This window comes from Rhizobium zaerense (assembly GCF_051810725.1).
Classification (GTDB): domain Bacteria; phylum Pseudomonadota; class Alphaproteobacteria; order Rhizobiales; family Rhizobiaceae; genus Rhizobium; species Rhizobium leguminosarum_I.
This window is the reverse complement of record NZ_CM132690.1, coordinates 2,919,995-2,944,436: the sequence shown is the minus strand read 5'-3', so window position 1 is coordinate 2,944,436 and position 24,442 is coordinate 2,919,995. Positions and strand designations below refer to the sequence as shown.

At 63.2% G+C, this 24,442-nt stretch carries 24 protein-coding genes; 9 read left to right on the top strand and 15 right to left on the bottom strand.

The window, feature by feature from the left end:
- Positions 1–107 precede the first annotated feature (107 nt).
- A complete protein-coding gene (locus ACS4RR_RS14240; protein WP_260110865.1) occupies positions 108–1,004 on the top strand; it encodes a LysR family transcriptional regulator in 897 nt (298 codons plus the stop codon).
- Positions 1,005–1,499: 495 nt separating this feature from the next.
- On the opposite strand, the gene ACS4RR_RS14235 is transcribed toward ACS4RR_RS14240, so the two are convergent.
- Both ACS4RR_RS14235 and ACS4RR_RS14230 read right to left on the bottom strand, forming a co-directional pair.
- Complete coding sequence (locus ACS4RR_RS14235; RefSeq protein WP_456188931.1) at positions 1,500–2,642, bottom strand: hypothetical protein; 1,143 nt, start codon at positions 2,640–2,642, stop codon at positions 1,500–1,502.
- Between the two features lie 67 nt (positions 2,643–2,709).
- Positions 2,710–3,117, bottom strand: coding sequence for a DUF3024 domain-containing protein (locus ACS4RR_RS14230; RefSeq protein WP_456188930.1), 408 nt, complete (start codon positions 3,115–3,117; stop codon positions 2,710–2,712).
- 161 nt (positions 3,118–3,278) lie between these two features.
- Between ACS4RR_RS14230 and ACS4RR_RS14225 the strand changes: the two genes are divergently transcribed.
- Positions 3,279–3,599 carry a hypothetical protein gene (locus ACS4RR_RS14225; protein ID WP_260110866.1) on the top strand — a complete coding sequence of 107 codons (321 nt, stop codon included), beginning with the start codon at positions 3,279–3,281 and terminating at the stop codon, positions 3,597–3,599.
- 120 nt (positions 3,600–3,719) lie between these two features.
- On the opposite strand, the gene ACS4RR_RS14220 is transcribed toward ACS4RR_RS14225, so the two are convergent.
- From ACS4RR_RS14220 to ACS4RR_RS14210, 3 genes are all read right to left on the bottom strand, one after another.
- Positions 3,720–4,547, bottom strand: a complete 828-nt coding sequence (locus ACS4RR_RS14220) for a transglutaminase-like domain-containing protein (RefSeq protein WP_222294879.1) — start codon at positions 4,545–4,547, stop codon at positions 3,720–3,722.
- A 97-nt stretch (positions 4,548–4,644) separates the two neighbouring features.
- Positions 4,645–5,526 carry a transglutaminase family protein gene (locus ACS4RR_RS14215; protein ID WP_456188929.1) on the bottom strand — a complete coding sequence of 294 codons (882 nt, stop codon included), beginning with the start codon at positions 5,524–5,526 and terminating at the stop codon, positions 4,645–4,647.
- Positions 5,527–6,040: 514 nt separating this feature from the next.
- The gene (locus ACS4RR_RS14210) at positions 6,041–6,196 is read right to left on the bottom strand and encodes a hypothetical protein (RefSeq protein ID WP_017964370.1); all 156 of its coding nucleotides are present in this window, start codon (positions 6,194–6,196) and stop codon (positions 6,041–6,043) included.
- Positions 6,197–7,083: 887 nt separating this feature from the next.
- Here ACS4RR_RS14210 and ACS4RR_RS14205 point away from each other — a divergent pair.
- On the top strand, positions 7,084–7,338 hold the full coding sequence (locus ACS4RR_RS14205; RefSeq protein WP_162117140.1) for a GlsB/YeaQ/YmgE family stress response membrane protein: 255 nt from the start codon (positions 7,084–7,086) through the stop codon (positions 7,336–7,338).
- 100 nt (positions 7,339–7,438) lie between these two features.
- On the opposite strand, the gene ACS4RR_RS14200 is transcribed toward ACS4RR_RS14205, so the two are convergent.
- Positions 7,439–7,720, bottom strand: coding sequence for a hypothetical protein (locus ACS4RR_RS14200; protein ID WP_026154158.1), 282 nt, complete (start codon positions 7,718–7,720; stop codon positions 7,439–7,441).
- Between the two features lie 219 nt (positions 7,721–7,939).
- Between ACS4RR_RS14200 and ACS4RR_RS14195 the strand changes: the two genes are divergently transcribed.
- From ACS4RR_RS14195 to ACS4RR_RS14175, 5 genes are read left to right on the top strand one after another with little or no spacing between them, the layout of a single operon-like run.
- Positions 7,940–9,832 (top strand): peptidylprolyl isomerase, encoded by a 1,893-nt coding sequence (locus tag ACS4RR_RS14195; RefSeq protein WP_456188928.1) that lies wholly within the window; start codon positions 7,940–7,942, stop codon positions 9,830–9,832.
- Positions 9,833–9,840: 8 nt separating this feature from the next.
- The gene (trpD, locus tag ACS4RR_RS14190) at positions 9,841–10,857 is read left to right on the top strand and encodes an anthranilate phosphoribosyltransferase (protein ID WP_222385047.1); all 1,017 of its coding nucleotides are present in this window, start codon (positions 9,841–9,843) and stop codon (positions 10,855–10,857) included.
- A 9-nt stretch (positions 10,858–10,866) separates the two neighbouring features.
- Positions 10,867–11,679: an indole-3-glycerol phosphate synthase TrpC gene (gene trpC, locus ACS4RR_RS14185; RefSeq protein ID WP_222385048.1), complete on the top strand. Its 813-nt coding sequence runs from the start codon at positions 10,867–10,869 to the stop codon at positions 11,677–11,679.
- 1 nt (position 11,680) lies between these two features.
- Positions 11,681–12,178, top strand: coding sequence for a cyclic pyranopterin monophosphate synthase MoaC (gene moaC / locus ACS4RR_RS14180; RefSeq protein ID WP_222385049.1), 498 nt, complete (start codon positions 11,681–11,683; stop codon positions 12,176–12,178).
- Positions 12,175–13,398: a molybdopterin molybdotransferase MoeA gene (locus ACS4RR_RS14175; RefSeq protein ID WP_222385050.1), complete on the top strand. Its 1,224-nt coding sequence runs from the start codon at positions 12,175–12,177 to the stop codon at positions 13,396–13,398. The genes moaC and ACS4RR_RS14175 overlap by 4 nt, the downstream gene beginning before the upstream one ends.
- Here ACS4RR_RS14175 and ACS4RR_RS14170 read toward each other — a convergent pair.
- The 6 genes from ACS4RR_RS14170 to ACS4RR_RS14145 form a co-directional block, all read right to left on the bottom strand.
- Positions 13,367–14,071: a class I SAM-dependent methyltransferase gene (locus tag ACS4RR_RS14170; RefSeq protein WP_456188927.1), complete on the bottom strand. Its 705-nt coding sequence runs from the start codon at positions 14,069–14,071 to the stop codon at positions 13,367–13,369. The two genes, ACS4RR_RS14175 and ACS4RR_RS14170, sit on opposite strands and share 32 nt — an antisense overlap.
- Positions 14,072–14,096: 25 nt before the next feature.
- Positions 14,097–14,531 carry a GNAT family N-acetyltransferase gene (locus ACS4RR_RS14165; protein ID WP_222385052.1) on the bottom strand — a complete coding sequence of 145 codons (435 nt, stop codon included), beginning with the start codon at positions 14,529–14,531 and terminating at the stop codon, positions 14,097–14,099.
- 65 nt (positions 14,532–14,596) lie between these two features.
- A complete protein-coding gene (locus tag ACS4RR_RS14160) occupies positions 14,597–16,567 on the bottom strand; it encodes a DEAD/DEAH box helicase (RefSeq protein ID WP_222385053.1) in 1,971 nt (656 codons plus the stop codon).
- Positions 16,568–16,666: 99 nt separating this feature from the next.
- Positions 16,667–18,523, bottom strand: coding sequence for a CHASE2 domain-containing protein (locus ACS4RR_RS14155; RefSeq protein WP_222385054.1), 1,857 nt, complete (start codon positions 18,521–18,523; stop codon positions 16,667–16,669).
- 5 nt (positions 18,524–18,528) lie between these two features.
- Entirely contained in the window at positions 18,529–19,047 is a 519-nt protein-coding gene (locus tag ACS4RR_RS14150; protein ID WP_456188926.1) for a FecR domain-containing protein, read from the bottom strand.
- A 138-nt stretch (positions 19,048–19,185) separates the two neighbouring features.
- The gene (locus ACS4RR_RS14145) at positions 19,186–20,331 is read right to left on the bottom strand and encodes a citrate synthase (protein WP_222385056.1); all 1,146 of its coding nucleotides are present in this window, start codon (positions 20,329–20,331) and stop codon (positions 19,186–19,188) included.
- A gap of 83 nt (positions 20,332–20,414) precedes the next feature.
- Between ACS4RR_RS14145 and ACS4RR_RS14140 the strand changes: the two genes are divergently transcribed.
- On the top strand, positions 20,415–21,503 hold the full coding sequence (locus ACS4RR_RS14140) for a citrate synthase/methylcitrate synthase (RefSeq protein WP_222385057.1): 1,089 nt from the start codon (positions 20,415–20,417) through the stop codon (positions 21,501–21,503).
- 38 nt (positions 21,504–21,541) lie between these two features.
- Here the strand turns inward: ACS4RR_RS14140 and ACS4RR_RS14135 are convergent, their stop codons facing one another.
- From ACS4RR_RS14135 to secG, 3 genes are all read right to left on the bottom strand, one after another.
- Entirely contained in the window at positions 21,542–22,012 is a 471-nt protein-coding gene (locus ACS4RR_RS14135) for an SRPBCC family protein (protein ID WP_222385058.1), read from the bottom strand.
- A 73-nt stretch (positions 22,013–22,085) separates the two neighbouring features.
- Positions 22,086–23,714: a CTP synthase gene (gene pyrG, locus ACS4RR_RS14130; protein ID WP_222385059.1), complete on the bottom strand. Its 1,629-nt coding sequence runs from the start codon at positions 23,712–23,714 to the stop codon at positions 22,086–22,088.
- 143 nt (positions 23,715–23,857) lie between these two features.
- On the bottom strand, positions 23,858–24,394 hold the full coding sequence (secG, locus tag ACS4RR_RS14125) for a preprotein translocase subunit SecG (RefSeq protein ID WP_072638396.1): 537 nt from the start codon (positions 24,392–24,394) through the stop codon (positions 23,858–23,860).
- Between the last annotated feature and the right edge of the window lie 48 nt (positions 24,395–24,442).

Genomic DNA, 24,442 nt, shown 5'->3' with positions numbered 1-24,442 from the left:
AGACATGCGCCGGGGGCGGCGTTGCCTGGAAGCAGTATTGCCGTTCCTATTCGAGATGCGGTAGCACCCTCCTATGGCAGGCTGTGTCGCGGAAAGGGGAACGCTATATGGACATCGAAGAACTGCAGACCTTCGTCGAAGTGGCTGATGCCGGGGGTGTTTCGCCAGCTGCGCTCCGGCTCGGCGTCTCCAAGTCAATCGTCAGTCGGCGGCTCTTCCGGCTTGAAGCGGAACTTGGTGTCCAGCTTCTTGCACGGACCACCCGGGGCGCCGCTCTCACGGAAGCAGGGGCCACGTTCCGAGATTATGCCGCGAGAGTCTGCGCCGAGATCGACGTGGCCAGGGAAACGATCCTACCCGCCGGTGACCTTCGCGGCCGCTTGCGAGTTGCCGTGCCACTTTCCTTCGGCCAGAGTCACTTCGCGCCTATCCTCGCGGAAATGGCGCGCCGCCACCCCCAGCTCCACATCCACACGTGCTACAGTGATCGCTTCGTCGATCTCATCACAGAGGGTTATGATTGTGCGATACGCGTTGGATATCTTCAGGACTCCAACTTGATCGCAAGACGCGTCGGACCGATCTATGGGAAGCTCGTCGCGAGCCCGGACTACATCAAGGCGCATGGGTCTCCCGAAGCGCCGGAGGAACTCGTCGTTCATGAGGCCCTCATGCAGGGTACCGAAGCCTGGCAACTTATGGATGGCGACAAGATCATCACGGTTCGTCCGCAGGGGCGATTTAAGGCCGACAACGGCCCTGCTCTAGTCGCTGCCGCGGCAGCAGGACTAGGGATCGCTTACCTGCCTGATTGCCTTACCCATGAATTTATAGCCTCCGGCGCGCTTGTGCCGGTCATGACGCATTATCCACCACCCCCGGCGGCTGCATATGTCATCCGCCCGCCAGGTCAGCATCCCGCACGGAAGATACGGGTCCTCACCGAATTGCTGATTGAGTATTGCGAACCCGCTCCGCACCTCACGCCTGCTCCTTTCCGTTGACAACGAGATGATATACAGGCTGAAGCAGGACGCGACCGCCATTAACTTAAGAATGGGGTCGGGCGGCAGATTGACGTCACGTCGCTGCCACGAGATCACGTGGCCGTCCTCTCGTCGGCGTCGCGAAGACGTCCCGGTGCCGTTCCTGGCGGGGATGAAGTCTGGTGTTATCCTTGCGGGAAACAGCGCGCGTCCTCAGCGCCGTCACTCAGATAGGCAGATAAGCAGGACGCGACCGACCTCAGTCGATGATTCGCCGGGCAGCCCTCACGAGAAGTACGCGTAGATCAGGACGCCAATAGAACCCCAGAAGATAAGCGGCGTCAGTATCATCCCCGCAACGATTATTTTAGTCATAGCAAAAACTCCGAACACCTCCGCACATGGCGCAGGAAGCTATCGCATTAACCGAGAGTCGCTATGGGCATGAAGTCCGGGATGGATTGGACCTTGGTCTGAGCTGCGCTCGCGCGGTCTGAGCTGCGCTCGCGCGGGCTAGCCGAAAGCGTTCAGCCGCTCGATGAAGCGCCCCTTCTGAGCGTGGCGTTCACGGATCGAATGTAGGCGGCGGGTGAAATCGGCAGTGCCGCCATTTTGTTCGGCGATCGTCTTCAGGTCGGCGAGCAGGCTGGCGGCGTTGTCATAGCCGGAGGCGTTGCGGCGCTCGATCTCGGTCTCAATCTCGCGCCAGACTGCATCGCCCCGTTGGATGATCGCGTTGAGCCGCGCGCGGCGGGCGCGGGCCTCTTCTGCCTCCCGCTTTTTTCGTTCCGCCGCCAGCCGCTCGTTTTCCTTGCGCTCGCGGATATGGCGAATCTCGCCGGCATGGGCTCGCAGTTCCGCGACCGTGGGCGGGGCGGCGTCCGGTTTGGCTGCGGAGGCCGCGGCGAAGAAGCTGCGGGCGCTTTTCTGCAACTCGCTTGCCACATACGGATCGCCCTCGATCAGACGGACGAGCATCATCGTCTTCTCTTTGTCGGGCAAGGCGGCGACAAAGCTTTGGACGGCATCCGATGCCTTGGAGCCGGCCAATGTCGTCTCGGCCGCGCGTTCGGCGGCCGCGGCAACGAGGTCGGCATCGAGACCGAAGAATTGCGCGAAGGCTTCAAGCGCATCGGTCATCGGGCCTAGCCCCGGCAGTGGCGCCACCTCCTCCGGCCCGAGCGTCCCCGCCTGAACAGCCATCAGCCACAAGAGATAGAAAAGCCTGAGATCACCGCTCAGCACCGCCGCGCGCAATGGCGCCAGCGCCGTGAGCCAGCCCGGCCCCTCTTCCCAATCAGCGTCGGATTCCACTTCCTCGCATATTATGTCGAGGATCAGGTTTTCGCCTGAGGTCGTGAGATCGGCGCCATCGACCGCGCTGAGAAATCCGTCGAGGCGTTGCTGGTCGACAAGCCGCTTTGGCAAGCGGATCATCAGGCGCCTCGTACCCCAATTGGCGAGATAGAGGTGCAAGTCGAACCAGCGCTCCTTGAGGTTGGCCGGGTCACCCTTGAAGTCGCCCCATTCGTAGGAATTGGTGAAGCTCGTGGAGGTGATCCGCGCCCGGGTCGATAGCTCCCGCAGAGAGTGGCGATCCGCGCCGCTGAGGGGGCGGTCGATCGTTTGGAATTCGTAATATTGATATTCGCTCATGGCCGTGGTGGTCGAGATTTCATCGTGGACGAAGGCGGTTGCAGTCTGCGGCGCCGTTCTGTCTTGATCAGACCGGATGCAGCACGCCGTCAGTTTCGAGGATCTGCAGAGCCTCGGCAAGCGTTACGCCGGAATGAAGCCGCCACCATTTGCCTGTGTGCCGCATCCAATAGATATCGAACCGATCGGGTCCCATGCGGTCGATGCGGGCGAAGGGAGCATCGAACTCCTCGCCGCGATTGTTCTCAAAGCCGGATCTGTAGCGCTGCATGAACCGATACCGATTTCCCGCCCACGAGCCTCTGATATCGACGACGTAGTTCCATTCGGTTGGCCGGATCTCAGGCAGGAAACGCGGCTTCAGAACAGCTCGAATGAAGGCCTCGCAGGCCGCGATAATCGCCTGCTTCTCAAGATTGTCGGCCGGAGCCGGCTTCTCGCTCCGTGTCCTGATCCATTGTCTCTTGCCCGCCATATCCTCGGCCCATTTTCATTGCTACCGAACTTTACCCTGCGAATTAGGATGGATAATAGAATAACAAACCACTGAAAAAGCGAGCAGCGACGATGAAATTAGGCTGGCAACCACGGAAATGGCTCGAGAAAAAGAGCAAGCGCGGTAACCGCGGTTACCCCATGGGCACGATCGCCTTTTATGGGCCCGACAACCGCCGCGCCAGCAAGGCCGCCGTCAGCATCATGCCGGCGCTGCATGCGGATCCCCTCGATCTGCGCCAATGGTTTGCCGAAACCGGCGATCTCAGGATGGACGAGACCGTTATCACCGAGATCGCGGCATTCCTGCGCGAGAATGAGGTGAAATCGGTGGTGATGGCGGAAGGAATCATCGGGTGCCCCCACGAGGAGGGAATCGACTATCCGGTCGGCGAGCCCTGCCCGGAATGCTCATATTGGAAGGGGCGAAACCGCTGGACCGGCAAGCTCGAGTCCAATTGACTTCCGGGCATCTGGTACTCGCATGTTCATACCGGGCGCCGATCATGCGCCTTCGGAATTGGTTCGGCGGCCCGCCTGCTTGAAGAAGGCATAGAATTTCCCTCGCCCGCGATCCCGCGATCAGTCGGCCTTCACCGCCTCCTGCGGTACTTCCTCGGTGATCACCTCGAAGCGGGAAAGCGTTGCCGGGCCGAAGGCCGTCGACATGGCGACGTCGGTGGCGTCGCGGCCGGTCGCCATCAGGATCCGGCCGATGCGCGGCGTGTTGTGGCGGGCATCGACCGTATGCCAGTGACCGCCGAGAAACACCTCGAACCAGGCGCTGAAATCCATCGGATTGGGATCGATCGGAACGCCGATATCGCCGAGATAGCCCGTGCAATATCGGGCCGGGATATTCATGCATCGGCAAAGCGCGATGGCGAGATGGGCAAAGTCGCGACAGACGCCCGCCTTGTCGGTGAAGCCGCCATGCGCGGTCCTGAGGACGTCGGCCTTCAGGTAATCGAAGGTGATATGATCATGGACGAAATCGCAGATCGCCTTGACGCGCGCCCAGCCAAGCGGCGTTGACGAGAACCTGGCCCACGCGAAATCAGCAAGCCTGTCGGTGTCGCAATAGCGGCTGCCGAGCAGGAAGACCAGCACATCGTCGGGCAGGTCATTGATTGCGTGCTGGACAGCATCGTCGGGAACGATGTCGGGTTGGCCGCTGTCGTAGATCTCGAATTCCGTAGAGATCGTTGTCAGTCCCGGCGGGGCGACGATCCGGCTGCAGGCATTGCCGAACACATCGGTATAGCTCCAGGCCTCGATCGGCCGGTCGAATGTCAGGATCTGGTCGCTGAGAAGATCGGCACGACGGGAGGGGTGAATATTGAGGACGAGCAGCATCGGCGTTGGCTGCGTGCATTCGTAGCCCAGATGAAACCCTGCGCGTATCTTCATTGTGGCTTCCTTGTCGCGTCTCTGCTTTGGCAGAGGTGAGTAGGGAACGCTGATCGCGCGACCCGGTTCCCGCAAGCCCGGGACCGTCACCGCATGGCTAGCCATATGGCCTTGTGGTGACGTTCACCTGCACCGTCATGCTGTCGAAATCCTTCCCATGCCCGTCATAACTGCCGCTCAACGGGACTGCCTGGCGCGGATCGCGGGCAACGGCGACACGAATGAGATCGCGGTTACCGACGATCCCGTTGGTCGGATCGAACTCCGTCCAGCCGGCGCCTGGAAGATAAATCTGGCACCATGCATGCGTGGAGCCGCCCCCGAGCACGGTGGAGCCGTCCCGGTCGGGAACATAAACATAGCCCGTGACGAACCGTGCCGCGAGGCCGAGGACGCGTGCGGCCTCCATCATCAGAAGCGCGAAATCCCGGCAGGTGCCGGAACGAAGCCGCAAGGTCTGGACCGGCGTCTGCGTCCCATGTTCCTGGCGCCGCGCATAGACGAAGCTTTCCCGAATGGCGTAACAGAGCGTCATCAGCAGATGCCCGGTCTCGGTTGGACGCCCAAGGCGCACGAACTGGCGCGCCCAGCGTCCGACCTCGTCGTTCGGATCTGGATAATGGCGCTGCATCGCCGGCGTCAGATCGGCAATCTCATCCTTTTCGTATGAGAATGGATAGGTCAGCGCCTCGTCGTCCACCTTAAGATCCAGCGCGACCTGGGGCGTATGATCAAGCGTGATCCAGGTTTCGAAACGAAGCTCGGACGCCGGCCTCGAAATATCGACGAGCGCCACGCAATTGCCGAAAACATCGTGGATCCAGCGCACATGACTTTCCTCAGGATAGATCGTCAACGACGCTTCGATCAGCCGCTGGTCGAAACTGTCGCGCGGTCGAAACATCAAGCGATGCTCGCCGAAACCGACCTCCCTGACGTAACGATAGGACGTGATGTGGCGGACGGTGAAAATCGTCATGAGCCGCCGTCCGGTAATCTGTTCACTTTGCTGCTCCAAGGCGGCGATGCCGCCTCTCCCTTGCGGAAGCGCCCTGCCCGCTTCTCCGCTCATCCCGATTTCTTGTCATATAAGCACATCCGAAAGATTGCTATTATATCTTCACCGATCGGCGGCGGGACCGTCCAACCTAAGAGGGCACCATGCATATCTTCTGGGACGTCCTGACACTTCTGCTGACAATCGGCTCGCTCTATGGCGGTCGCGAATACCGGATTATCCGCGCCCGTGCCCGCGCCCAAAACTGGGGCAACTTCTGATCCGATCCAATATCATTGATTCGATCCCGGTATCTCTGATTCGATTCCGAATCATGGTCGCATCGGGTCGTTGCCGGTCGCAGTTACGTCGAATGACGTAAAGCCACACGATTAAGGAAGTGCTTTATTAGTGGAGGCGGAGTCTATCCGTCCATTCTCCCTGTTATCCTAAGCCCGCCTCACCCCAGGCGGGCTTTTTTATTCCGTCGCCTGCATCACTTCTTGGCGCCGGCGGAAAGCACCCGATGTGTCGCGTCGTCCATTGCGTGGCTCGCTTCCTGTCCATCCTTCTTCAGCCCGTATGCGGTATTGCCGCAGCCCGAAAGTGTCAGCAGGCAGATGCAGGCGATGGCGATTGCAGCTTTTGACATCAAATGTTTTCCCCGGATTGGATGGCGTTTCAGAGCATGATGCCAAAAGTGTCAGCCGTTTCGGACGACATCATGCTCTAACTCTCAATTTAGATCAGGATTTTAGACTGACTGGACCTAAAATCATCCTGTTCTAGGGAAGATGACGCATTCTTCGGCAAAATCAATCCGCAGGTAACAGGCGCGAACTGGCGGCATGGAACCCCGCGACGCCGCAGGCGTTAACGGGAGCTGTCCAAACCGGGGTTAATGACATGGATTATCAGATTGCCTTCGCCGCAACGGTCGCAACGGCATCTTTCCTCTTCTTCATGCTGATCGTTCACCGAACCTGATTGCCCGCCGGCGGCGTGTGATCACCGGAACAGCGCCGGCTGTTTCCGGCCCGCTTGCCTGCGATCCGCAGAAGCAGTTGCATCTTCGGGTGCAACTGTTTCTGTAGTCAATGTCGACGAGCCGTCGCAGACCGGAAGGCCTGGAGCGCAAAGATCGCAGATGATCGTCAGCTAACACGGCAAGGCTGCAGAAGAAACGTTTCGCCACCCGAAAGTATTACAACAACCGTGAATGTATTGAATATTAATTAATTGCCAGCCTTAACTATCCGTTAACAATATTGTTGCGCTCAGTCAGCTTCCGCTTATGCTTTACGCAAAACGGGAGAGGAAAGATGTTTAGCAAAAGCTTGATTATGCCGTTCAGCTTCGCAATGCTGGCCATTGCCGGCCTCCTGTTCCAGATTGCCGCCCACGCGCTGCACTCTCCGGTCACCCTGCTGCCGTGAGTCACATAAGTTACTGAGCCTGCAAGCGGTCTCAGTAACTGGGAGTGGAACTTCCTGTCGTTTCGTGCATTCTGTGACTCGTTTTGCCAGGAGGGAGATAACCATGGAAAACGCAGGCGTGGGTTGGATTGCAGCCATCATCATCGGTGGCATCGCCGGATGGCTGGCGGAAAAGGTCATGAGCAGCAGCATGGGCTTGCTCATGAACATATTGCTCGGCATCGTCGGCGCCATCGTCGCCAACTGGGTCCTGGGCCTGTTGCACATCCAGCCGCTTGCCGGTTGGCTGGGCTATCTGATCACCGGTTTCGTCGGTGCTTGCATCCTGATCGCGATCGGGCGCGTCATCCGCCGTTGAACCGGTCGCAAAAGCTGGCCTCTGTGGCTTTTGCTGTCCTCGGAAATATTGAAAGCCGGGCGTCCATGACGTCCGGCCTTTCCTCAGCCTGAATTCCCGTTCAGCGGCGGCTGAGCATGCCGAACACGTAGGCAATGCCTGCCGTCACCGCGAGTGCCATGAGCGGTTCTTCGCGCACCTTATCGCGCAGCCGTTCCGTCATCAGCGAAGCCTCGTCGGTCACGGCCGACTTCGCCCCCTGTCCCAGCGCCACCACGCTTTCCGTCAGGCGTGAAAGATCGTTGCGAAGGGCTGCGACCTGCGCCGACAGATCGTCTGCTGCTATATCAGCCTTGACGCGCGCGGCGGTGGATTCGGCGGAAGCGGTTTTCAATTCTGCCATGGTCTGCTCCTGTTTCATGGGATGCCGCTTCAACGAAATGGTGGCCCGAAAGGTTCCGTCGGAGCCGATCTTTTGTTCGCCGCAACGCCGCGGCGGCGGAGCGGCCGCCTTGTGCAGCTTTTCGCGCGACAAACCCTTCATTTCCTGTCGGGTTTGTTTTAAGGAACGTCGAATGTCCGCCCGCGCGCGGGTCAATGATACTGCGAGGTTTGCGTTTCTATGTTCCACATCCTGAGAAGAGCTGCTCAGACCTGGGTCGCCAAGCTGCTGATGCTTCTGCTGGTCGCGTCCTTCGGCATCTGGGGCGTCTCCCGGTCGCTGATCACGGGCAGCAACAGCACCACGGTCGTGACCGTCGGCGATCAGCATGTGGACGTCAACGAATTCCACCTCGCCTATCAGCGCCAGGTGGCAAGCGTCAGCCAGCAGTTCGGCACCCGCCTCACCCCCGAGCAGGCCCGCGCCTTCGGCATCGAGCAGCAGGTGCTCGCCCAGCTCGTCGCCGGCGCCTCGCTCGACCAACTCGCCGAAGACATGAACCTCGGCCTGTCGCAGGATCGCCTCGCCCAGCTGATTGCCGACGATCCGGCTTTCAAGGCCGTCAACGGCCAGTTCGACCGCGAACTCTTCGTCTCGCGTCTTCGCAATGCCGGCATCCGCCAGGACGATTACATCAAGGAGCGTAGCAAGGTCGCAGTCCGTAGCCAGGTCGTCGATGCCATCTCCAACGGCTTCACGGCGCCGAAGACGCTGGTCGACGCGCTGAAGCTCTATGGCGATGAAAGCCGCAGTATCGATTACCTGCTGCTCACCAACGCCAATATCGAGCCGATCAAGGCGCCCGCCGACGACGTACTGGCGACGTGGTTCGAGGGTGTCAAGCAGCGCTACCGTGCGCCGGAATACCGCAAGCTCGTCTACCTCAAGCTGCAGCCCGCCGATATCGCCGATGCGGCGACCGTCACCGACGACCAGATCCACGAAGCCTTCGATAAGAGCAAGGATACCTATCGCACACCGGAAAGCCGCACCATCGAACAGCTGACCTTCGCCAGCAAGGATCTCGCCGCCGCCGCCGAAACCGCACTGAAGAGCGGCACCAGCTTCGACCAACTGGTCTCCGACCAGGGCAAGACGGCAAGCGACGTGCTGCTCGGCGAATTCACCAAAGACAAGGTTCCCGACCAGGCCGTTGCCGATGCCGCCTTTGCGGTTTCGCGCGACGGCGGTACGACGCCTGTCGTCGACGGCTCCTTCGGACCCGTCATCCTGCGCGTCACCAACATCAAGCCTGAAACGACGAAGAATTTCGACGAGGTGAAGGAAGATATCCGCAAGCAGTTGGCGCTCTCCAACGCCTCTCAGGAAGTAATCAACATTCACGATCGCATCGAGGATCTGCGCGCGGGCGGTTCCACGCTCGAGGATATTGCCGGCCAGCTGAAGCTCACCGCAGTGGCCGTCGACGCCGTCGATATGACCGGCGCCGACAAGGACGGCAAGGAGGTCAAGGATCTCCCCGCCAAGCAGCAACTGCTCGGCGAAGCCTTCAAGACCGAGGTCGGCGTCGATGCGCCGCCGCTTTCGATCGGCAATGACGGCTATGTCTGGTTCAATGTCCGCGAAATCACGCCGGATCGCGAGCGCCCGGTGGCCGAGGTGCGCGAAAAAGCCATCGAGGACTGGACGGCGGAGCAGCAGAAGGCCGAACTCGCCAAAAAGGCCGCTGAATTGAAGGCCGAGGCGCAAAAGGGCAAGACACTTGCAGATATCGCTACGCCGCTCGGTATTGCCGTCGAAAGCAAGAGTGGCATCACCCGCTCCACCGATGATGCGGTCCTCGGCCGCGCCGGCGTCACCGCCACCTTTTCCGGCCCGGTCGATACGGTCGCAAGTGCTGTCGGCGCCAATCCCTCGACCCAGATCCTGCTGAAGGTCACCGAGGTCAACACCCAGCCGACCGGCGATGTACTGAACAACCGCGATGCCCAGATCACCGCCATGGCCAATGCCGCCGGCGACGATATTCTCGATCAGATGGTCAACCTGCTGCAGACGCAGTACGGGGCACAGATCAACCAGACGCTCGCCGAAAAGGCGACGGTCCGCTAGGAGGCTTTATGACCGATCTGAAGCCGTTCCTGGCCAAGGCCGCAAGCCGCGAGCCGCTGACGCGTGACGAGGCCCGTGCCGCCTTCGACATCCTGATGTCGGGCCAGGCGACCCCCTCGCAGATCGGCGGCTTCCTGATGGCGCTGCGTGTGCGCGGCGAAACGGTCGATGAGATCGTCGGCGCGGTGACCGCGATGCGCTCGAAGATGCTGACCGTCGAGGCGCCGGCCGATGCGATCGACATCGTCGGCACCGGCGGCGATGCCAGCGGCACCTATAACATCTCGACGCTGGCAGCGCTGATCGTCGCCGGCGCCGGTGTTCCCGTCGCCAAACACGGCAACCGGGCGCTGAGTTCGAAATCGGGCGCGGCCGACAATCTGGCGGCACTCGGCGTCAAGCTCGATGTCGGTCCCGAGCTCATCTCCCGTTGTATCGCCGAAGCCGGCGTCGGCTTCATGTTCGCGCAGCTGCATCATTCCGCCATGCGCCATGTCGGCCCCTCGCGGGTGGAGCTTGGCACGCGGACGATCTTCAATCTGCTCGGGCCACTTTCCAGTCCGGCGGGCGTCCGCCGCCAGCTGCTCGGCGTCTTCTCGCCGCAATGGCTGGTGCCGCTTGCCGAAGTCATGCGCGATCTCGGCTCCGAATGCGTCTGGGTGGTCCATGGCGACGGCCTCGACGAGATCACCACGACCGGCATTACAAAAGTCGCGGCACTCGAAGACGGCAAGATCCGCACCTTTGAACTCTCGCCCGCCGATTTCGGCGTCAGCCCTTGCGTGCTCGCCGACATCAAGGGCGGTGACGGTGTCGCCAACGCCGCAGCCCTTCGCGAGGTGCTCGGCGGCGCCAAGAATGCCTATCGCGATATCTCGCTCGCCAATGCCGCCGCCTCGCTCGTCATCGCGGGTAAGGTCGAAACGATCCGCGACGGCATGACGCTGGCCACGCAGTCGCTGGATAGTGGCTCCACCGCGCTCGCCCTCGACAAACTCATCGCCGTTTCCAACGATATCGACTAGGATTGCCCGATGACCGATATCCTGAAGAAGATCGAACTCTACAAGCGCGAGGAGATCGCCGCTGCCAAGGCGACAGTGTCGCTTGCCGATCTCAAGGCGATGCAAGCCGGCCAGTCCGCGCCGCGCGGCTTCCACAAGGCGCTCATTGCCAAGCGTGATGCCGGCGGCTTCGGCCTGATCGCCGAGATCAAGAAGGCGAGCCCCTCGAAGGGTCTCATTCGCCCGGACTTCGATCCGCCGTCGCTGGCGAGCGCCTATGAGGCCGGCGGTGCCGCCTGCCTTTCGGTGCTCACCGACACGCCGAGCTTTCAGGGGGCGCCGGAATTTCTGACAGCCGCCCGTGCTGCCTGCGCGCTGCCGGCGCTGCGCAAGGATTTCATGTTCGAAACCTATCAGGTGCACGAGGCCCGCGCCTGGGGCGCAGACTGCATCCTGCTGATCATGGCCTCGCTGTCCGACGATGAAGCCGAACGCCTGCAAGACGAAGCTCTCGGCCTCGGCATGGACGTGCTGGTCGAGGTCCACGACGCCGAGGAGATGGAGCGGGCACTGAAACTTTCTTCGCCGCTCATCGGCATCAACAACCGCAATCTGCGCACTTTCGAGGTCAGCCTGACGGTCAGCGAGGCGCTTGCGCCCATGGTGCCTGACGACCGGCTGCTGGTCGGCGAAAGCGGCATCTTCACCCACGCCGATTGCAAGCGCTTGCAGGCCGTCGACATCAATACCTTCCTCGTCGGCGAGAGCCTGATGCGCAAGGACGACGTCGCCGCTGCCACCCGCGCGCTGCTCTTTGGCGAAGCCGCTATCGCGGCCGAATGATATGAGCGGCCAAAAGCCAAAGCTAACTCATATCGGGGCCTCGGGCGAGGCGCATATGGTCGATGTCTCCGAGAAGGCCGAGACGGTGCGCATCGCCACTGCCGAGGGACATGTGAAGATGGCGGCGGAAACGCTCGCTCTCATCCGCCAAGGCGATGCCAGGAAGGGCGATGTCATCGGCACGGCGCGCCTTGCCGGCATCATGGCGGCAAAACGCACCGCCGATCTCATCCCGCTCTGCCATCCGCTGATGCTGACGAAGGTCACGGTCGAGATCGAGGAAGATACCACCCTGCCCGGTCTGCGCGTTACGGCAACCGCCAAGCTGACCGGCAAGACCGGTGTGGAGATGGAGGCGCTGACCGCCGTCTCGGTCGCTTGTCTGACGATCTACGACATGGCCAAGGCGGTCGACAAGACAATGGAGATCGGCGGCATCAGACTTCTTGAAAAGTCCGGCGGAAAATCCGGCGATTTCCGTCATCCGGAGGCAAGATGAATCTTCTCCCGGTTGCCGAGGCCCTGAACCGCTTGCTCTCCAGCGCGAAGCCCATTGCTGCGTCCGAGACGCTGCCGCTTGCCGAGGCTGAGGGCCGCGTCCTGGCCGTCGACTTGACGGCCGGCCTGACCCAACCGCCCTTCAATGCCTCCGCCATGGATGGCTATGCGCTGCGCCGCGAAGACGCGCCGGAGCCGGGCGCCGAGCTGAAGGTCATCGGCATGTCTTCCGCCGGCCATGGCTTCGAGGGAAGCGTCAGCCAGGGTGAAGCCGTCCGCGTCTTCACCGGCGCGCCTGTTCCGCCGGGCGCCGATAGCGTCTTGCTGCAGGAGGATGCCGAGAAGATCGAAGGCGGCATCAGAACCAATTTCCCTGTGCGGCAGGGCCAGCATGTGCGTCCCAGGGGCCAGGATTTCGCCGAAGGCGAAGCCGTGTTGTCGGCCGGCACCGTGCTTGATTTCTCGCGGCTGACGGTCGCCGCCGGCATGAACCGGCCTGATGTCGAGGTGCTGCGCCGCCCGCTGATCGCCATCCTTGCAACCGGCGACGAACTGCTGCCGCCTGGAAGCACGCCCGGCCCTTCACAGATCATCGCATCCAATACGTTTGGTATTGCAGCCCTTGCCCGCAAAGCCGGCGCTGATGTACTCGATCTCGGCATCGTGCCTGACGACAAGACCAAGATCAGCGCGGCGATCGACATGGCGCGGGGCGCCAAGGTCGATGTGATCGTCACGCTCGGCGGCGCTTCGGTCGGCGACCATGATCTGGTGCAGGCCACGCTGATCGAAGCCGGCATGCAGCTTGATTTCTGGCGCATCGCCATGCGCCCCGGCAAACCGCTGATGGTCGGCAGCTTCGGCGAGACGCATGTGCTCGGCCTGCCCGGCAATCCGGTCTCGAGCCTCGTCTGTTCGCTGCTCTTCCTGGAGCCGCTGATCCGCAAGCTCGCCTTCCTGCCGCCGGTGCGGCGCGAGGCAACGGTGGAGGCGGCTGTCACGCTGCGCGCCAACGACCACCGGCAGGACTATATCAGGGCGAAGCTCTCGAAATCCGCCGCCGATCATTGGCTCGCCGAACCTTTCGGCAAGCAGGATTCCTCGATGATGAAGGTCTTCGCCGCAGCCGATTGCCTCGTCATCCGCCCGCCGCATGCGCCGGAATTGCCAGCCGGAGCGCCCTGCCCGGTCATGCTGTTGCGGCCCGACCTCCTGGCATAATCTCGCCTTCAGCTTTGCCGGAGGGCGCAAAGACGCCCGCCGGCACGGCACGACCGCCAGTGCCCCCGCCGAAATCCGCAACCGCATGGGTGGCGATCCGGCTGAGTTCGCCCTGCGGCAGGTAGTCGCGCGCGGGATCGCCGATCAGCACCTCGATACCGGCGGCCTGGCAACGCCGCAAGAAGGCCATCACCCGCAAGGCTAGCGAGGGATCGTAGAACAGGTCGCCGACCACGAGAAGGTCAGTCGCTGGTGGCTGAGCCTCGATGATATCGGCGGCGACGGTCGCGATATCCACGCCGTTGATCGCCGCGTTGAGACAGATCGCGGCAACGGCATTGGCATCGATGTCGATAGCGGTCACCGTGGCTGCGCCGACCTTGGCCACGGCAATGGCTACGAGCCCGGAGCCGGCGCCGAGATCGAGCACCCGGCGGCCGCGCACAATTTCCGGCCGGTCGAGCAGATGGCGGGCAAGCACCGCGCCGCCGGCCCAGGGATAGGCCCAGTAAGGCGGCGGATCGGCCTCTCCACGACCGGCAAGCCGCCAGAGCCCGCTCGCAGGTCCTGCCGTATGGAGCCGGATCTCGGGGATGGATGGAACGGGTGATATCGGCAGGTTGGCCTGAATGAAGGCGGCGGGATCGGGTTGCGGCGTGCCCGGGCGTTTCATGGTCGTCCGCTCCTGCCGACGAAGCTCAGTAGTTCTTCATGGCAAGATGCGGCATGCCACCGTCAAGAAATTCCGCGCCATAGGCAAAGAAGCCGAAACGCTCGTAAAGCGGCAGCTTGTCGGCCTGCGCTGTGAGATAGAAGCGATTGTGGCGCGCGCCGCGATGCAGTTCCATCGCTCGCCCGATCATTGCTGCTGCAATGCCCTGGCCGCGCCATCGGCCGGCAACCGCAACCCGGCCGATCTTCACATGTTCTTCGGCGTAGATGACTCGCAGCGTGCCGGATACTTCGCCCGCGATGACGGCGACGAGATGATGGGCGCTGAGATCGTCGGCATCGAATTCCTCGGCTTCGGGAACCTTCTGCTCATGCACGAAAACGGCGCGCCGCAGCCGGAAGGCCTCATTGCAGAGCGCACTGAAAACCGGAACGCTGAGAATCGCCGTTTCCATCACCATCCTTGCCTCCCTCAGGGATAAGACCCAAAGCCCTCCGCCGGACCAGCGAAGGGCTGCCGGCAAAATCAGCCGGGCTTCTTCTTTGAAGACTTATTCTTCGGTGCGCCGCCGCCCTTGCCCTCATATTTGGGGCCTTCGGATCTGGGGCCTTCGAATTTCGGCTTGTCGTATTTCGGCTTGTCGGACGTCGGGCCATCGAAGGCGGGTTTGCCCGGCTTCTTGCTCCAGGGCTTGCTATCCCGTTTGTCCCCGCCGCTATTGTCGGCTGCAGCATATCCGCCGCCCGGACCCTTGCCGAACTTGTTCTTCGGCCGCTCGCCACGGAACGAATCGTCCGGCCGGTCGTCACGGGATGGCTTGCCGGCATAGGGTTTTGACGCAGGCGCCCGGCTGAAATCCGGCGTGCCTGAAAGCCTGGTCACGCGGATGCCGCGTTCGAGCGCCTTGTTCGGACCGATCGCCGCCAGGAAGCTTTCGGCACTCGCCGCGGCGATCTCCACATAGGTTTCCTCGGGCTGCATCTTGATCGCGCCGATTTCGCGCTTCGTTACATTGCCGTTGCGGCAGAGCATCGGGATCAGCCAGCGCGGCTCGGCATTCTGCTTGCGCCCGACCGAGACGGAGAACCAGACGCTGGCGCCGAAATCCTCGCGCGGTCCCTTCTGCGCCGGCTCGTAGGGCTCGGCATTGTCGCGGCGCTTGCGGCTGCGCTCGTCCTGTACGGTAACCTCGATGAGGTCCTCCGGCGCCGAATGATTGGTGCGGTAAAGCCGTAAGAAAGCGGCGGCGAGCTTTTCGGCGCCGTGGCTGGCGAGAAGCTGCTGTACCAGCCCCTGCTCTTCCTCTTGCGGCGTTTCGTTGAAGATCGGATCGGCAAGCAGCCGCTCGTCGTCGCGCTCGCTGACCTCCTCGGCCGAGGGCGGTCGCGCCCAGGCAGCCGAAATACCGGCATTCTCGAGCAGGCGCTCGGCCTTGCGCCGTGCATTCAGCGGCACGATCATGGCGCTGATGCCCTTGCGTCCGGCCCGGCCGGTGCGGCCGCTGCGGTGCAGCAGCGTGTCCGGATTGGTCGGCAGGTCGGCATGGATGACGAGATCGAGTCCCGGCAGGTCGATGCCGCGGGCGGCAACGTCGGTCGCGATGCAGACACGGGCGCGCCCGTCGCGCATCGCCTGCAGCGCGTGAGTGCGCTCGTTCTGCGTCAGCTCGCCGGACAGTGCCACCACGGCGAAATTGCGGTTGTTGAACCGCGCCGTCAGATGGTTGACGGCAGCACGCGTCGAGCAGAAGACGATGGCATTGGTCGCCTCGTAATAGCGCAGCACGTTGATGATCGCATTCTCGCGGTCGCTCGGGGCAACCATCAGCGCGCGATATTCAATGTCGATATGCTGCTTTTCCTCGGCCGCGGTGCTGATGCGCACGGCATTGCGCTGGTAGCTCTTGGCAAGCTTAGCGATCGCCGCCGGCACGGTTGCCGAAAACATCAGCGTCCGGCGTTCGTCCGGCGCCGCGTCGAGGATGAATTCGAGGTCTTCGCGGAAGCCGAGATCGAGCATCTCGTCGGCCTCGTCGAGCACGGCAGCCTTCAGTTCCGACATGTCGAGCGCCCTGCGGCGAATATGGTCGCAGAGCCGGCCAGGCGTGCCGACGACAATATGGGCGCCGCGTTCGAGCGTCCGGCGCTCGCTGCGGATGTCCATGCCGCCGACGCAGCTGGCGATCACCGCGCCGGTCATCTCAAAGAGCCACTCGAGCTCGCGCTTCACCTGCAGGGCAAGTTCGCGCGTCGGGGCGATGACGAGGGCGAGCGGAGCTCCAGCATTGCCGAAGCGCTCCCTGCCTTCGAGCAGCGTCGGCGCCAGCGCCAGTCCGAAGGCGACGGTCTTGCCCGAGCCGGTCTGGGCCGAGACCAGCGCGTCGGAAGCGGCGAGCGCCGGATCGAGCATCGCCTTCTGCACCGGGGTAAGTTCGGCGTAACCGCGCTTCTGCAACGCCTTGGCGATCGCCGGAACGACGCCGTTGAATTCTGTCATGAGTTCGATCTTTCGGAGCTGTCAGGCGCGTTGCTGCGCCATGGCCGGAGCCAGCCGGCGGGGTATTTGCGCCGTTCCTAGCCCCTCCCGCGGCGATTGTCAAAGTGTGCGGCTGCGCCACAGCCAGGCGTCGATGCGGCTTGCCCGGCCGCGCAGCGCCGTTTCCAACGGTCCCTCCATGCGGCCGGACTGCGTGAGCACGCTATCGGGACCGGCGGCGCGGACGATTTCGGCGCTCAGCGCCAGTTCGACGCCATGGCGGGCGGCGACCTCCATCAGCCGGCTGCCGACATTGATGGTGTCGCCCGCCGCCGTGATCTGCTGCCGGTCGCCGGTGCCCAATCGCGATGCGACGATCGGGCCGCAATGGGCGCCGACCTTGAAGCCAATCTTCTTCGGGGCAAAGCCAGCATGCGCCTGAAGCCAGGCTCGTGTGCGCTCGCAGAGGCTGACCGCGCAGGCAGCGGCGCGTGCGGCGTCGTCATCGGCAGGCTCCGGCAGGCCGAACAGGATCATCGCCCCGTCGCCCATGAAGCTGGTGATGGCGCCGCCATGGGCCCGCGCCTCCTCGTCAACCAGTTCGAAGAAGCCGCTCAGCATCTCGCTCACCGCTACTGGCCCGACATTTTCGCTGAGGCCGGTGAAACCCGAGAGATCGATGAAGATGACGGCGGCGTTCTGGCGCACAGGCGCGGCGAGGAAATTCGGATCGCGCGCCAACCACTCGCCGAGGCCGGGTGCCTCGATGCGCTGCAGCAGCGCGCTCTGCTCGGCAAAATGGCGGGCGCGGCCGCGGTCGAGCCAGAGCTCGGCCGCCCCGAAGATCAGCGCCGGCGGCAGCGCTGCGGCGATCGGCAGCGCCGCACTCAGCCAGTAGCCATGTGCATAGGCCGACAGATTGAGCATCGCCCAGAGGACCAGCGTCAGCACGATGATGAGATAGCCTGCCGCACTCCGGCGCCAGGCGACCAGCGACACGAGCACGATCGGCAGTCCGACGGCGGTGGCGGCATCGATCAGCCGCATCCTGTGGTCACGCACCATGCCATCGCCGGTGACGAGATGGGTGATCGCCGTCGACATTACCTCGACGCCGGGCATGACGGGATCGAACGGCGTCGGGTAGACGTCGCCGCCGCCGGTGACAGTCGAACCGATGACGACGATCCGGCCTGCCACCGCATCCGCCGAAAGCTTGCCGTCCAGCGCATCGGCGGCGCTGAAGGTGGCGATGCTGCCGTGCCCGCCATAGAAGGTCACCGGCAGACGCTGGCCGATATCGGTGGGAATACGCAGCTTTCCGAGCATGATGGCGTCATGTTCGATCCTGGGATCAACGCCGAGCGCCACCGATGCGGCACGCAGCGGAAAAGCCGGATCCAGCCGGTCTGCGGCACGCGAGATCAGCGGAATGAAGCGCGGTGTGCCGGTCTGGTCGGTTGCGACATTGACGATCCCGACCGCGGCAGCCTCGGCAAAGCGGGGAAGCGGCAATAGCAGCTGGTTTGCCTCCGGGATCGCGGCAAGCGGATCCTCGGCCACATCGGTGACCCGCTGGCTGCTTTGCGCAAAAGTGGCCGCGGCTGCAATCACGCTCGGCCCCTGGCGAAGGGCTAATGTCAGCGCCGCATCACCCGCCTCCGGACCCGGATCGACCAGCAGAATATCGATCGCCAGGACCTTCGGCTTCAACGCGGTGATCGCGTCGGCGAGGCGCGCGAGTGTCGCCCGATCGAGCGGATAGCCGTGCGCCCCAGCGGTGCGGTCGTCGATCGCGACGATCGAGACGACGGGAGGCGGTGTCTTCGCACCGACAATGGCGCTGCGGATATCGGCAAGCGAGGCCTCCATCCGGTCGAGAAGGCCGCTTCCGGCATCGAGATTGGTATAGCCGAGCGCAGCTCCCCAAAGACCGGCGAGCAGCAGCGCGATCACGGTCAGCGGGCGATGGTTCATGGGATTTATTGGCCGAGCCGGGCAAGAAGGGCGGCGGCGCGCGGCGCTGGCCAGCGACGCACGACGAGAGGTTCGGTCCCGCCGATGACGTCGACGCCCTCGCCGGGCGACAGCACCACTGCCTCGCCGGCCGGCCGGCGGACCGCGACGCTGCCCCTGACGACCAGCACAGAGGTCTTGCCGCCCGCGACATCGACAGCCCATTGTGTGCCGCGCACGGCGGCGATCGCCTGCGGCGTCACGACCTGGAAACCACCGGCGTGCTGGGTGTTATCGACATCGACGAGGATGGCCTTGCGGCGCAGCGATGCCGAATCGGGGCTGCCGTCACGGTTGCTGTCGACGAGGCTATAGGCAGCGCCGGCCTCTGCCGTCACAGTGACGCCGCCTGGACAACTCAGCACCTGGCGGGCGCCGGCATCACGCAATACCGTGCAGCCGGCAGACTGCGCAAAGGCCGACCCATGCGGAATGAGGCCGACAGCGAGTATGGCGGCAAGCTGGCTGCGAAACGTCATATTCATGGAAAGTCCCCTTGACCGTGCGGACGGCTCTTGTCGAAAGCGTCCGCCAACCGTCTTCTTCCATGTGAAGCATGATAGCCGAATTCGGATATTTCCCTAGGCAAAAAAAGCTAACCAGCGCAATCGGAGGCGGAATTCTTAAGTTTTGGTGCCCGTTTCAGGCGTCGGTCCTGCATAACGCGCCCGCGGCCGGATCAATTCGCCGCTGTCGATCTGCTCCATAGCATGCGCCAGCCAACCCACGGAACGGGCGAGCGAAAAGATGATGATCGGCGCCTCCCTCGGGAGATCGAAGGCGGCGGCCATTGCGGCAAGCGCAAAATCGACGTTGACCTTCTCGCCGACCATCTCCTCGCCCACTTTCCGGACCTCGGCAAATTGCGGCGGCAGGGGGAAGTGCGACAGCAGCGCCAAGGCCCTGGCATCGCCATCCGGATAGAGCGGATGGCCGAAGGCCGAAAGGCGATTGCCCTGGGCAAGCGTGCGGCGGATCGCCTTCTCCGCCCCAATGGTGGAAGCGGTCTCTATCAAGGCGTCGACGCCTTGCCAGGCGGCACCATGCAGCGGCCCTGTCAGCGTCGCCAGACCGGACAGCACGGCGGCCGAAAGGGCCGCCCCCGCCGATGCCGTGACCCGCGCCGCAAAGGTCGAGGCGTTGAGTTCGTGATCGGCAAGCAGCACCAGCGCGCGGCGCAGGCAATCGGCGGCATCCGGCCGCTGCCAGCTTATCGCAAGCCTGAGATGCAGCGGCTGGTCGAAAGGCCCCGGCGCCAGTGCATCGGCGATGGTGCGGAGGACGCCGCTTGCTTCGCGGCGAAGTGCTGCCTGCGAGCGGCCGAGCGATGGCAGATCCGATGTCACCCGCCCTGCCAGCGCCTGGAATGCCGCCTGAAGCGACGGCGAGGCATGGCGGGTCTCGTTGCCACCAGGGAGTGTTTCCGCGCCGTTCCAGAGCAGTTCCGCCGTCTGCTCGAGCGTCGCGGCTTCCACGAAACCGGCCGCATCCTTTCCGCGATAGAAAAGCCGTCCGCCGATGATGGTGGAGATTGCCGACGACAGAACCGGATCGCCCCAGCGGATCGCCTCGGCGGCGACCGTTTCGGTCTTGCGGCGGCCGGCATGGCGTTCGGCAAGCCGCTGTACATCGGTAGCTTGATAGAGGCTGCGGCGCGGGTCGGCGGGATCGGGCTTGGCGCGGATTCGTCCGCGGCTGACGTTGGCATACAGCGTTTGCGGCTTGGTCTTCAGCGCCTGCAGCACCTCCTCGGCGGTCAGCCACGGCATCGGAGCCTCACATTGATCAATTGCGTCAAGATTGACGTCAATGAAACTAGGTCGGATCATCCCGGTCGTAAAGGAGAAACAACATGAAAAACGGCTTGGAAGATGTCATTGCCGCCGAAACGCAGCTTTCGGATGTCGATGGCGAAGGGGGACGACTGATCATCCGTGGCGTATCGCTGGATCACCTGATTGCAAACGGCACCTATGAAGGCGTCGCCGCCCTATTGCTCGATGGGCTGATGGAAAAAAGCTTCGACGAAGCGGAATTGCGCGACTGGTTGGCGCAGGCGCGAACGAGGATTTTCGGCCACATCAAGGCCGCTGACGCCGCCCTGCTCGCTTTGCCTCCGGTCGATGCGATGCGGGCGCTGATCGCCCGCCTTCCCGACGGCGAGGATTTCGATACCGCTCTCAGCCTTCTGGCTGCGCCCGCAGTTTTCCTGCCGGCGATCCTTCGCAAGCAACGCGGCAAAAGACCGATCGCGCCGGACGCCTCGCTGCCGCAGGCGGCCGATATCCTGCGCATGCTGACTGGAAAATTGCCGACCAGGGAGCAGACAGCGGCACTCGACACCTATCTCGTGACGATATCGGACCATGGCCTCAATGCCTCGACCTTCGCATCGCGCGTCATTGCCTCGACGCAGGCCGGCCTCACCTCTTCCGTACTCGCGGCGGTGAGCGCGCTGAAAGGGCCGCTGCATGGCGGCGCGCCCGGTCCCGTGCTCGACATGCTGGATGCGATCGGAACGGCGGAGAATGCTTATCCGTGGATCGAGGAAGCGCTCGACCGCGGCGAAAGGCTGATGGGCTTCGGCCACCGCATCTATCGCGTCCGCGATCCGCGCGCTGATGCGCTGAAGGGCGCGCTGAAGCCGTTGATCTCAACGGGCCAGGTGAACAGCGCCCGCGGCGCTCTGGCGGAAGCCGTGGAGACCACTGCACTGGCGATCCTGAAGGCGCGCAAGCCGAACCGGCCGCTTGACGTCAATGTCGAATTTTATACCGCGCTGTTGCTCGAAGCGCTCGGCTTTCCGCGTGAGGCCTTCACCGGCGTCTTCGCGGTCGGCCGCACCGTCGGATGGCTGGCGCATGCGCGCGAACAGGCGCTCGACGGTCGGCTGATCCGGCCACGCTCGGTCTATATCGGGCCGCTGCCGGCGGCTGCGTGAAAGTTGAATTCGGCGGCAGCATATCCTGCCGCCGATCCTCAACCGCCGACGAAGGCGGCCAGCTTGCCGAGCGTCGAGCGGCACCCTTCCTCATTGTCTTCGAGGCGGATCCCGGACGGAATATTGTCGCAGACCATCGTCACATCGGTGCCTCCATCCACAGGCGACAACATCGTGCTGACGGTCATCTCGCCGGAAAAACCCTCGTCCTCGGAATCGAAGACCGTTGCCCAGACGATTCGTTCATCCGGCACGAGCTTGGCAAAGCGGCCTTCGAACTTGTCTGTCTTGTCGGAGGTCTTGCCCGGCTGCGATGCCTCGTCGTCGGGATAGACGAGCGACATGCTGAAGGCACCGCCTTCCCTGCCCTCGAAGGCATGGACGATGCCCTTCATCGTACCGGGCGGAAGCCAGGTGGCGACCGCATCTGCATCGAGGAAGGCGCGGTAGATGCGCTCGCGCGGCGCTGCGATGAAGCGTGAGAGGGTGGTGCTGCGTGAAGGGGTCATGCCGGCAAGTTAGCGCAGGCACGGATGTTATCCAGATCGCGCCTGAAACAACGCGATCTGGGGCTGTCAGTCGTCAGACGAGGCGGCTCTGTTCCGTCGCTGCTTCGATGAAGCTGGCAAACAGCGGATGCGGGTCGAGCGGCCGGCTCTTCAGTTCCGGGTGGTACTGTACGCCGATGAACCAGGGATGATCGGGATATTCGATCGTCTCCGGCAGCACGCCGTCCGGCGACATGCCGGAGAAGACGAGGCCGCAGTTTTCGAGCCGGTCCTTGTAGTCGATATTGACCTCGTAGCGGTGGCGGTGACGCTCGGAAATATCGGTGGAACCGTAGATATCCGAGATCTTCGTGCCCTTCTTCAGCGCCGCCTTGTAGGCGCCGAGGCGCATCGTGCCGCCGAGATCCCCGGCTGCCGTGCGCTTCTGCAACTCGTTGCCCTTGACCCATTCGGTCATCAGGCCGACCACCGGCTCTTTCGTCGGGCCGAATTCGGTCGAGGAGGCACCGGACACGTCGGCGAGATTGCGCGCCGCCTCGATGACCGCCATCTGCATGCCGAAGCAGATGCCGAAATACGGCACCTTGCGCTCGCGGGCAAAGCGGGCAGCGTGGATCTTGCCTTCCGAACCGCGTTCACCGAAGCCGCCCGGCACGAGGATACCGTGCACCTTTTCGAGATAGGGCGCCGGATCTTCTTTTTCGAAGACCTCGGACTCGATCCATTCAAGGTTGACCTTGACGCGATTGGCGATGCCGCCGTGATGCAGCGCCTCGATCAGCGACTTATAGGCATCCTTGAGGCCGGTATATTTGCCGACGATCGCGATCGTCACCGCGCCCTCTGGCGTGCGGATGCGGTTGCAGACCTCTTCCCACGGGTCGAGCCGCGGCTTCGGCGCCGGCTCGATACCGAAGGCCGCGAGCACCTCGTCGTCGAGGCCTTCCTTGTGGTAGGCTATCGGTACATCGTAGATGTTGGCGACGTCGAGCGCCTGGATGACGGCAGACGGGCGAACGTTGCAGAACAGCGAGAGCTTGCGGCGTTCGGCTTCCGGAATTTCGCGGTCGGCCCGCACCAGCAGGATATCGGGATGAATGCCGAGCGCCTGCAGTTCCTTCACCGAATGCTGCGTCGGCTTGGTCTTGAGCTCGCCGGCCGCCGGAATGTAGGGCATCAGCGTCAGGTGAACGTAGACGGCGGTGCCGCGCGGCAGGTCGTTGCCGAGCTGGCGGATCGCCTCCATGAACGGCATCGCTTCGATGTCGCCGACCGTGCCGCCGATCTCGCAGATGACGAAGTCGTAGTCGTCATTGCCCTCGACGACGAAATCCTTGATCTCGTTGGTGACGTGCGGGATGACCTGCACCGTCGCGCCGAGATAATCGCCGCGCCGTTCTTTGTCGATGATATTCTTGTAGATGCGGCCGGTGGTGATGTTGTCCGTCTTGGTCGCCGAACGCCCCGTGAAGCGTTCGTAGTGACCGAGATCGAGATCGGTTTCCGCCCCGTCGTCGGTGACGAAGACCTCGCCATGCTGGGTCGGGCTCATCGTGCCCGGATCCACGTTCAGATAGGGGTCGAGTTTGCGAAGCCGAACCCGATATCCACGGGCCTGCAGCAACGCTCCGAGAGCCGCGGCCGCAATTCCTTTTCCGAGAGAGGAAACCACGCCGCCAGTGATGAATACGTATCGCGCCATGGGAGTCACCGGATACCTTTTCAAAAACGATTCCACCAGCCCAAAAATTCTTTTCCAGAACTTTCGATGCGTGGCGCAGGAATCTGAACAAAAGAAAACCGGCAGACCCGAGGGCCTGCCGGCGGTTTATGTCGAAGACCGGCTTACTGTCCCGTCGGGACGCCGGAGGGCTGAGCCGGTGCCGGCGCGGCCGGAGCTGCGGGCGTTGCCGGGGCAGTCGTTGCCGGAGCGGTCGTTGAAGGCGCGGTGGCCGCCGGGGCCTGAGTGCCAGTTGCCGGCGCCCCAGTTGCTGGCGCCTGAGCGGCGGGAGCCTGCGGTGCGGGTGCTGCCGCGCCGCTGCTCGGAACGCCGTTGCCGGCCGGCGGGGTTGCCGGAGCCTGCGCGCCGCCGAGCGAATCGAGAATACCGTTGCCCTGGCCGCCTGTTGCCGGAATGCGGTCGAGAATGTCGCTCGGACGGCCCTCGTAACGCGTCAGGATGCCGAGGCCGAGCGAGGTCAGGAAAAACAGGGTCGCAAGGATCGCGGTCGTGCGCGTCAGCGCATTGGCCGTGCCGCGGGCCGACATGAAGCCCGAACCGCCGCCGATGCCGAGGCCGCCGCCTTCGGAGCGCTGGATGAGCACGACGCCGACAAGGGCGAGCACGATCATGAGATGGATGACAATCAATACGGTCTGCATGGGTCCAGTCCTGCCCGCCTGGAGACGGACAAAGTTAAGAATTCTGGC

Bases quoted from the DNA above. Each gene is read 5' to 3' on its own strand.
- pyrG (WP_222385059.1), bottom strand. From the start codon at position 23,714: ATGGCGCGATACGTATTCATCACTGGCGGCGTGGTTTCCTCTCTCGGA.
- ACS4RR_RS14220 (WP_222294879.1), bottom strand. From the start codon at position 4,547: ATGAAGATACGCGCAGGGTTTCATCTGGGCTACGAATGCACGCAGCCA.
- secG (WP_072638396.1), bottom strand. From the start codon at position 24,394: ATGCAGACCGTATTGATTGTCATCCATCTCATGATCGTGCTCGCCCTT.
- ACS4RR_RS14155 (WP_222385054.1), bottom strand. From the start codon at position 18,523: ATGAACCATCGCCCGCTGACCGTGATCGCGCTGCTGCTCGCCGGTCTT.
- ACS4RR_RS14140 (WP_222385057.1), top strand. From the start codon at position 20,415: ATGAAAAACGGCTTGGAAGATGTCATTGCCGCCGAAACGCAGCTTTCG.
- ACS4RR_RS14170 (WP_456188927.1), bottom strand. From the start codon at position 14,071: ATGAAACGCCCGGGCACGCCGCAACCCGATCCCGCCGCCTTCATTCAG.
- ACS4RR_RS14200 (WP_026154158.1), bottom strand. From the start codon at position 7,720: ATGGCAGAATTGAAAACCGCTTCCGCCGAATCCACCGCCGCGCGCGTC.
- ACS4RR_RS14235 (WP_456188931.1), bottom strand. From the start codon at position 2,642: ATGAGCGAATATCAATATTACGAATTCCAAACGATCGACCGCCCCCTC.
- trpD (WP_222385047.1), top strand. From the start codon at position 9,841: ATGACCGATCTGAAGCCGTTCCTGGCCAAGGCCGCAAGCCGCGAGCCG.
- ACS4RR_RS14240 (WP_260110865.1), top strand. From the start codon at position 108: ATGGACATCGAAGAACTGCAGACCTTCGTCGAAGTGGCTGATGCCGGG.
- trpC (WP_222385048.1), top strand. From the start codon at position 10,867: ATGACCGATATCCTGAAGAAGATCGAACTCTACAAGCGCGAGGAGATC.
- moaC (WP_222385049.1), top strand. From the start codon at position 11,681: ATGAGCGGCCAAAAGCCAAAGCTAACTCATATCGGGGCCTCGGGCGAG.
- ACS4RR_RS14175 (WP_222385050.1), top strand. From the start codon at position 12,175: ATGAATCTTCTCCCGGTTGCCGAGGCCCTGAACCGCTTGCTCTCCAGC.
- ACS4RR_RS14230 (WP_456188930.1), bottom strand. From the start codon at position 3,117: ATGGCGGGCAAGAGACAATGGATCAGGACACGGAGCGAGAAGCCGGCT.
- ACS4RR_RS14195 (WP_456188928.1), top strand. From the start codon at position 7,940: ATGTTCCACATCCTGAGAAGAGCTGCTCAGACCTGGGTCGCCAAGCTG.
- ACS4RR_RS14145 (WP_222385056.1), bottom strand. From the start codon at position 20,331: ATGCCGTGGCTGACCGCCGAGGAGGTGCTGCAGGCGCTGAAGACCAAG.
- ACS4RR_RS14215 (WP_456188929.1), bottom strand. From the start codon at position 5,526: ATGACGATTTTCACCGTCCGCCACATCACGTCCTATCGTTACGTCAGG.
- ACS4RR_RS14160 (WP_222385053.1), bottom strand. From the start codon at position 16,567: ATGACAGAATTCAACGGCGTCGTTCCGGCGATCGCCAAGGCGTTGCAG.
- ACS4RR_RS14205 (WP_162117140.1), top strand. From the start codon at position 7,084: ATGGAAAACGCAGGCGTGGGTTGGATTGCAGCCATCATCATCGGTGGC.
- ACS4RR_RS14225 (WP_260110866.1), top strand. From the start codon at position 3,279: ATGGGCACGATCGCCTTTTATGGGCCCGACAACCGCCGCGCCAGCAAG.
- ACS4RR_RS14150 (WP_456188926.1), bottom strand. From the start codon at position 19,047: ATGAATATGACGTTTCGCAGCCAGCTTGCCGCCATACTCGCTGTCGGC.
- ACS4RR_RS14135 (WP_222385058.1), bottom strand. From the start codon at position 22,012: ATGACCCCTTCACGCAGCACCACCCTCTCACGCTTCATCGCAGCGCCG.
- ACS4RR_RS14210 (WP_017964370.1), bottom strand. From the start codon at position 6,196: ATGTCAAAAGCTGCAATCGCCATCGCCTGCATCTGCCTGCTGACACTT.
- ACS4RR_RS14165 (WP_222385052.1), bottom strand. From the start codon at position 14,531: ATGGTGATGGAAACGGCGATTCTCAGCGTTCCGGTTTTCAGTGCGCTC.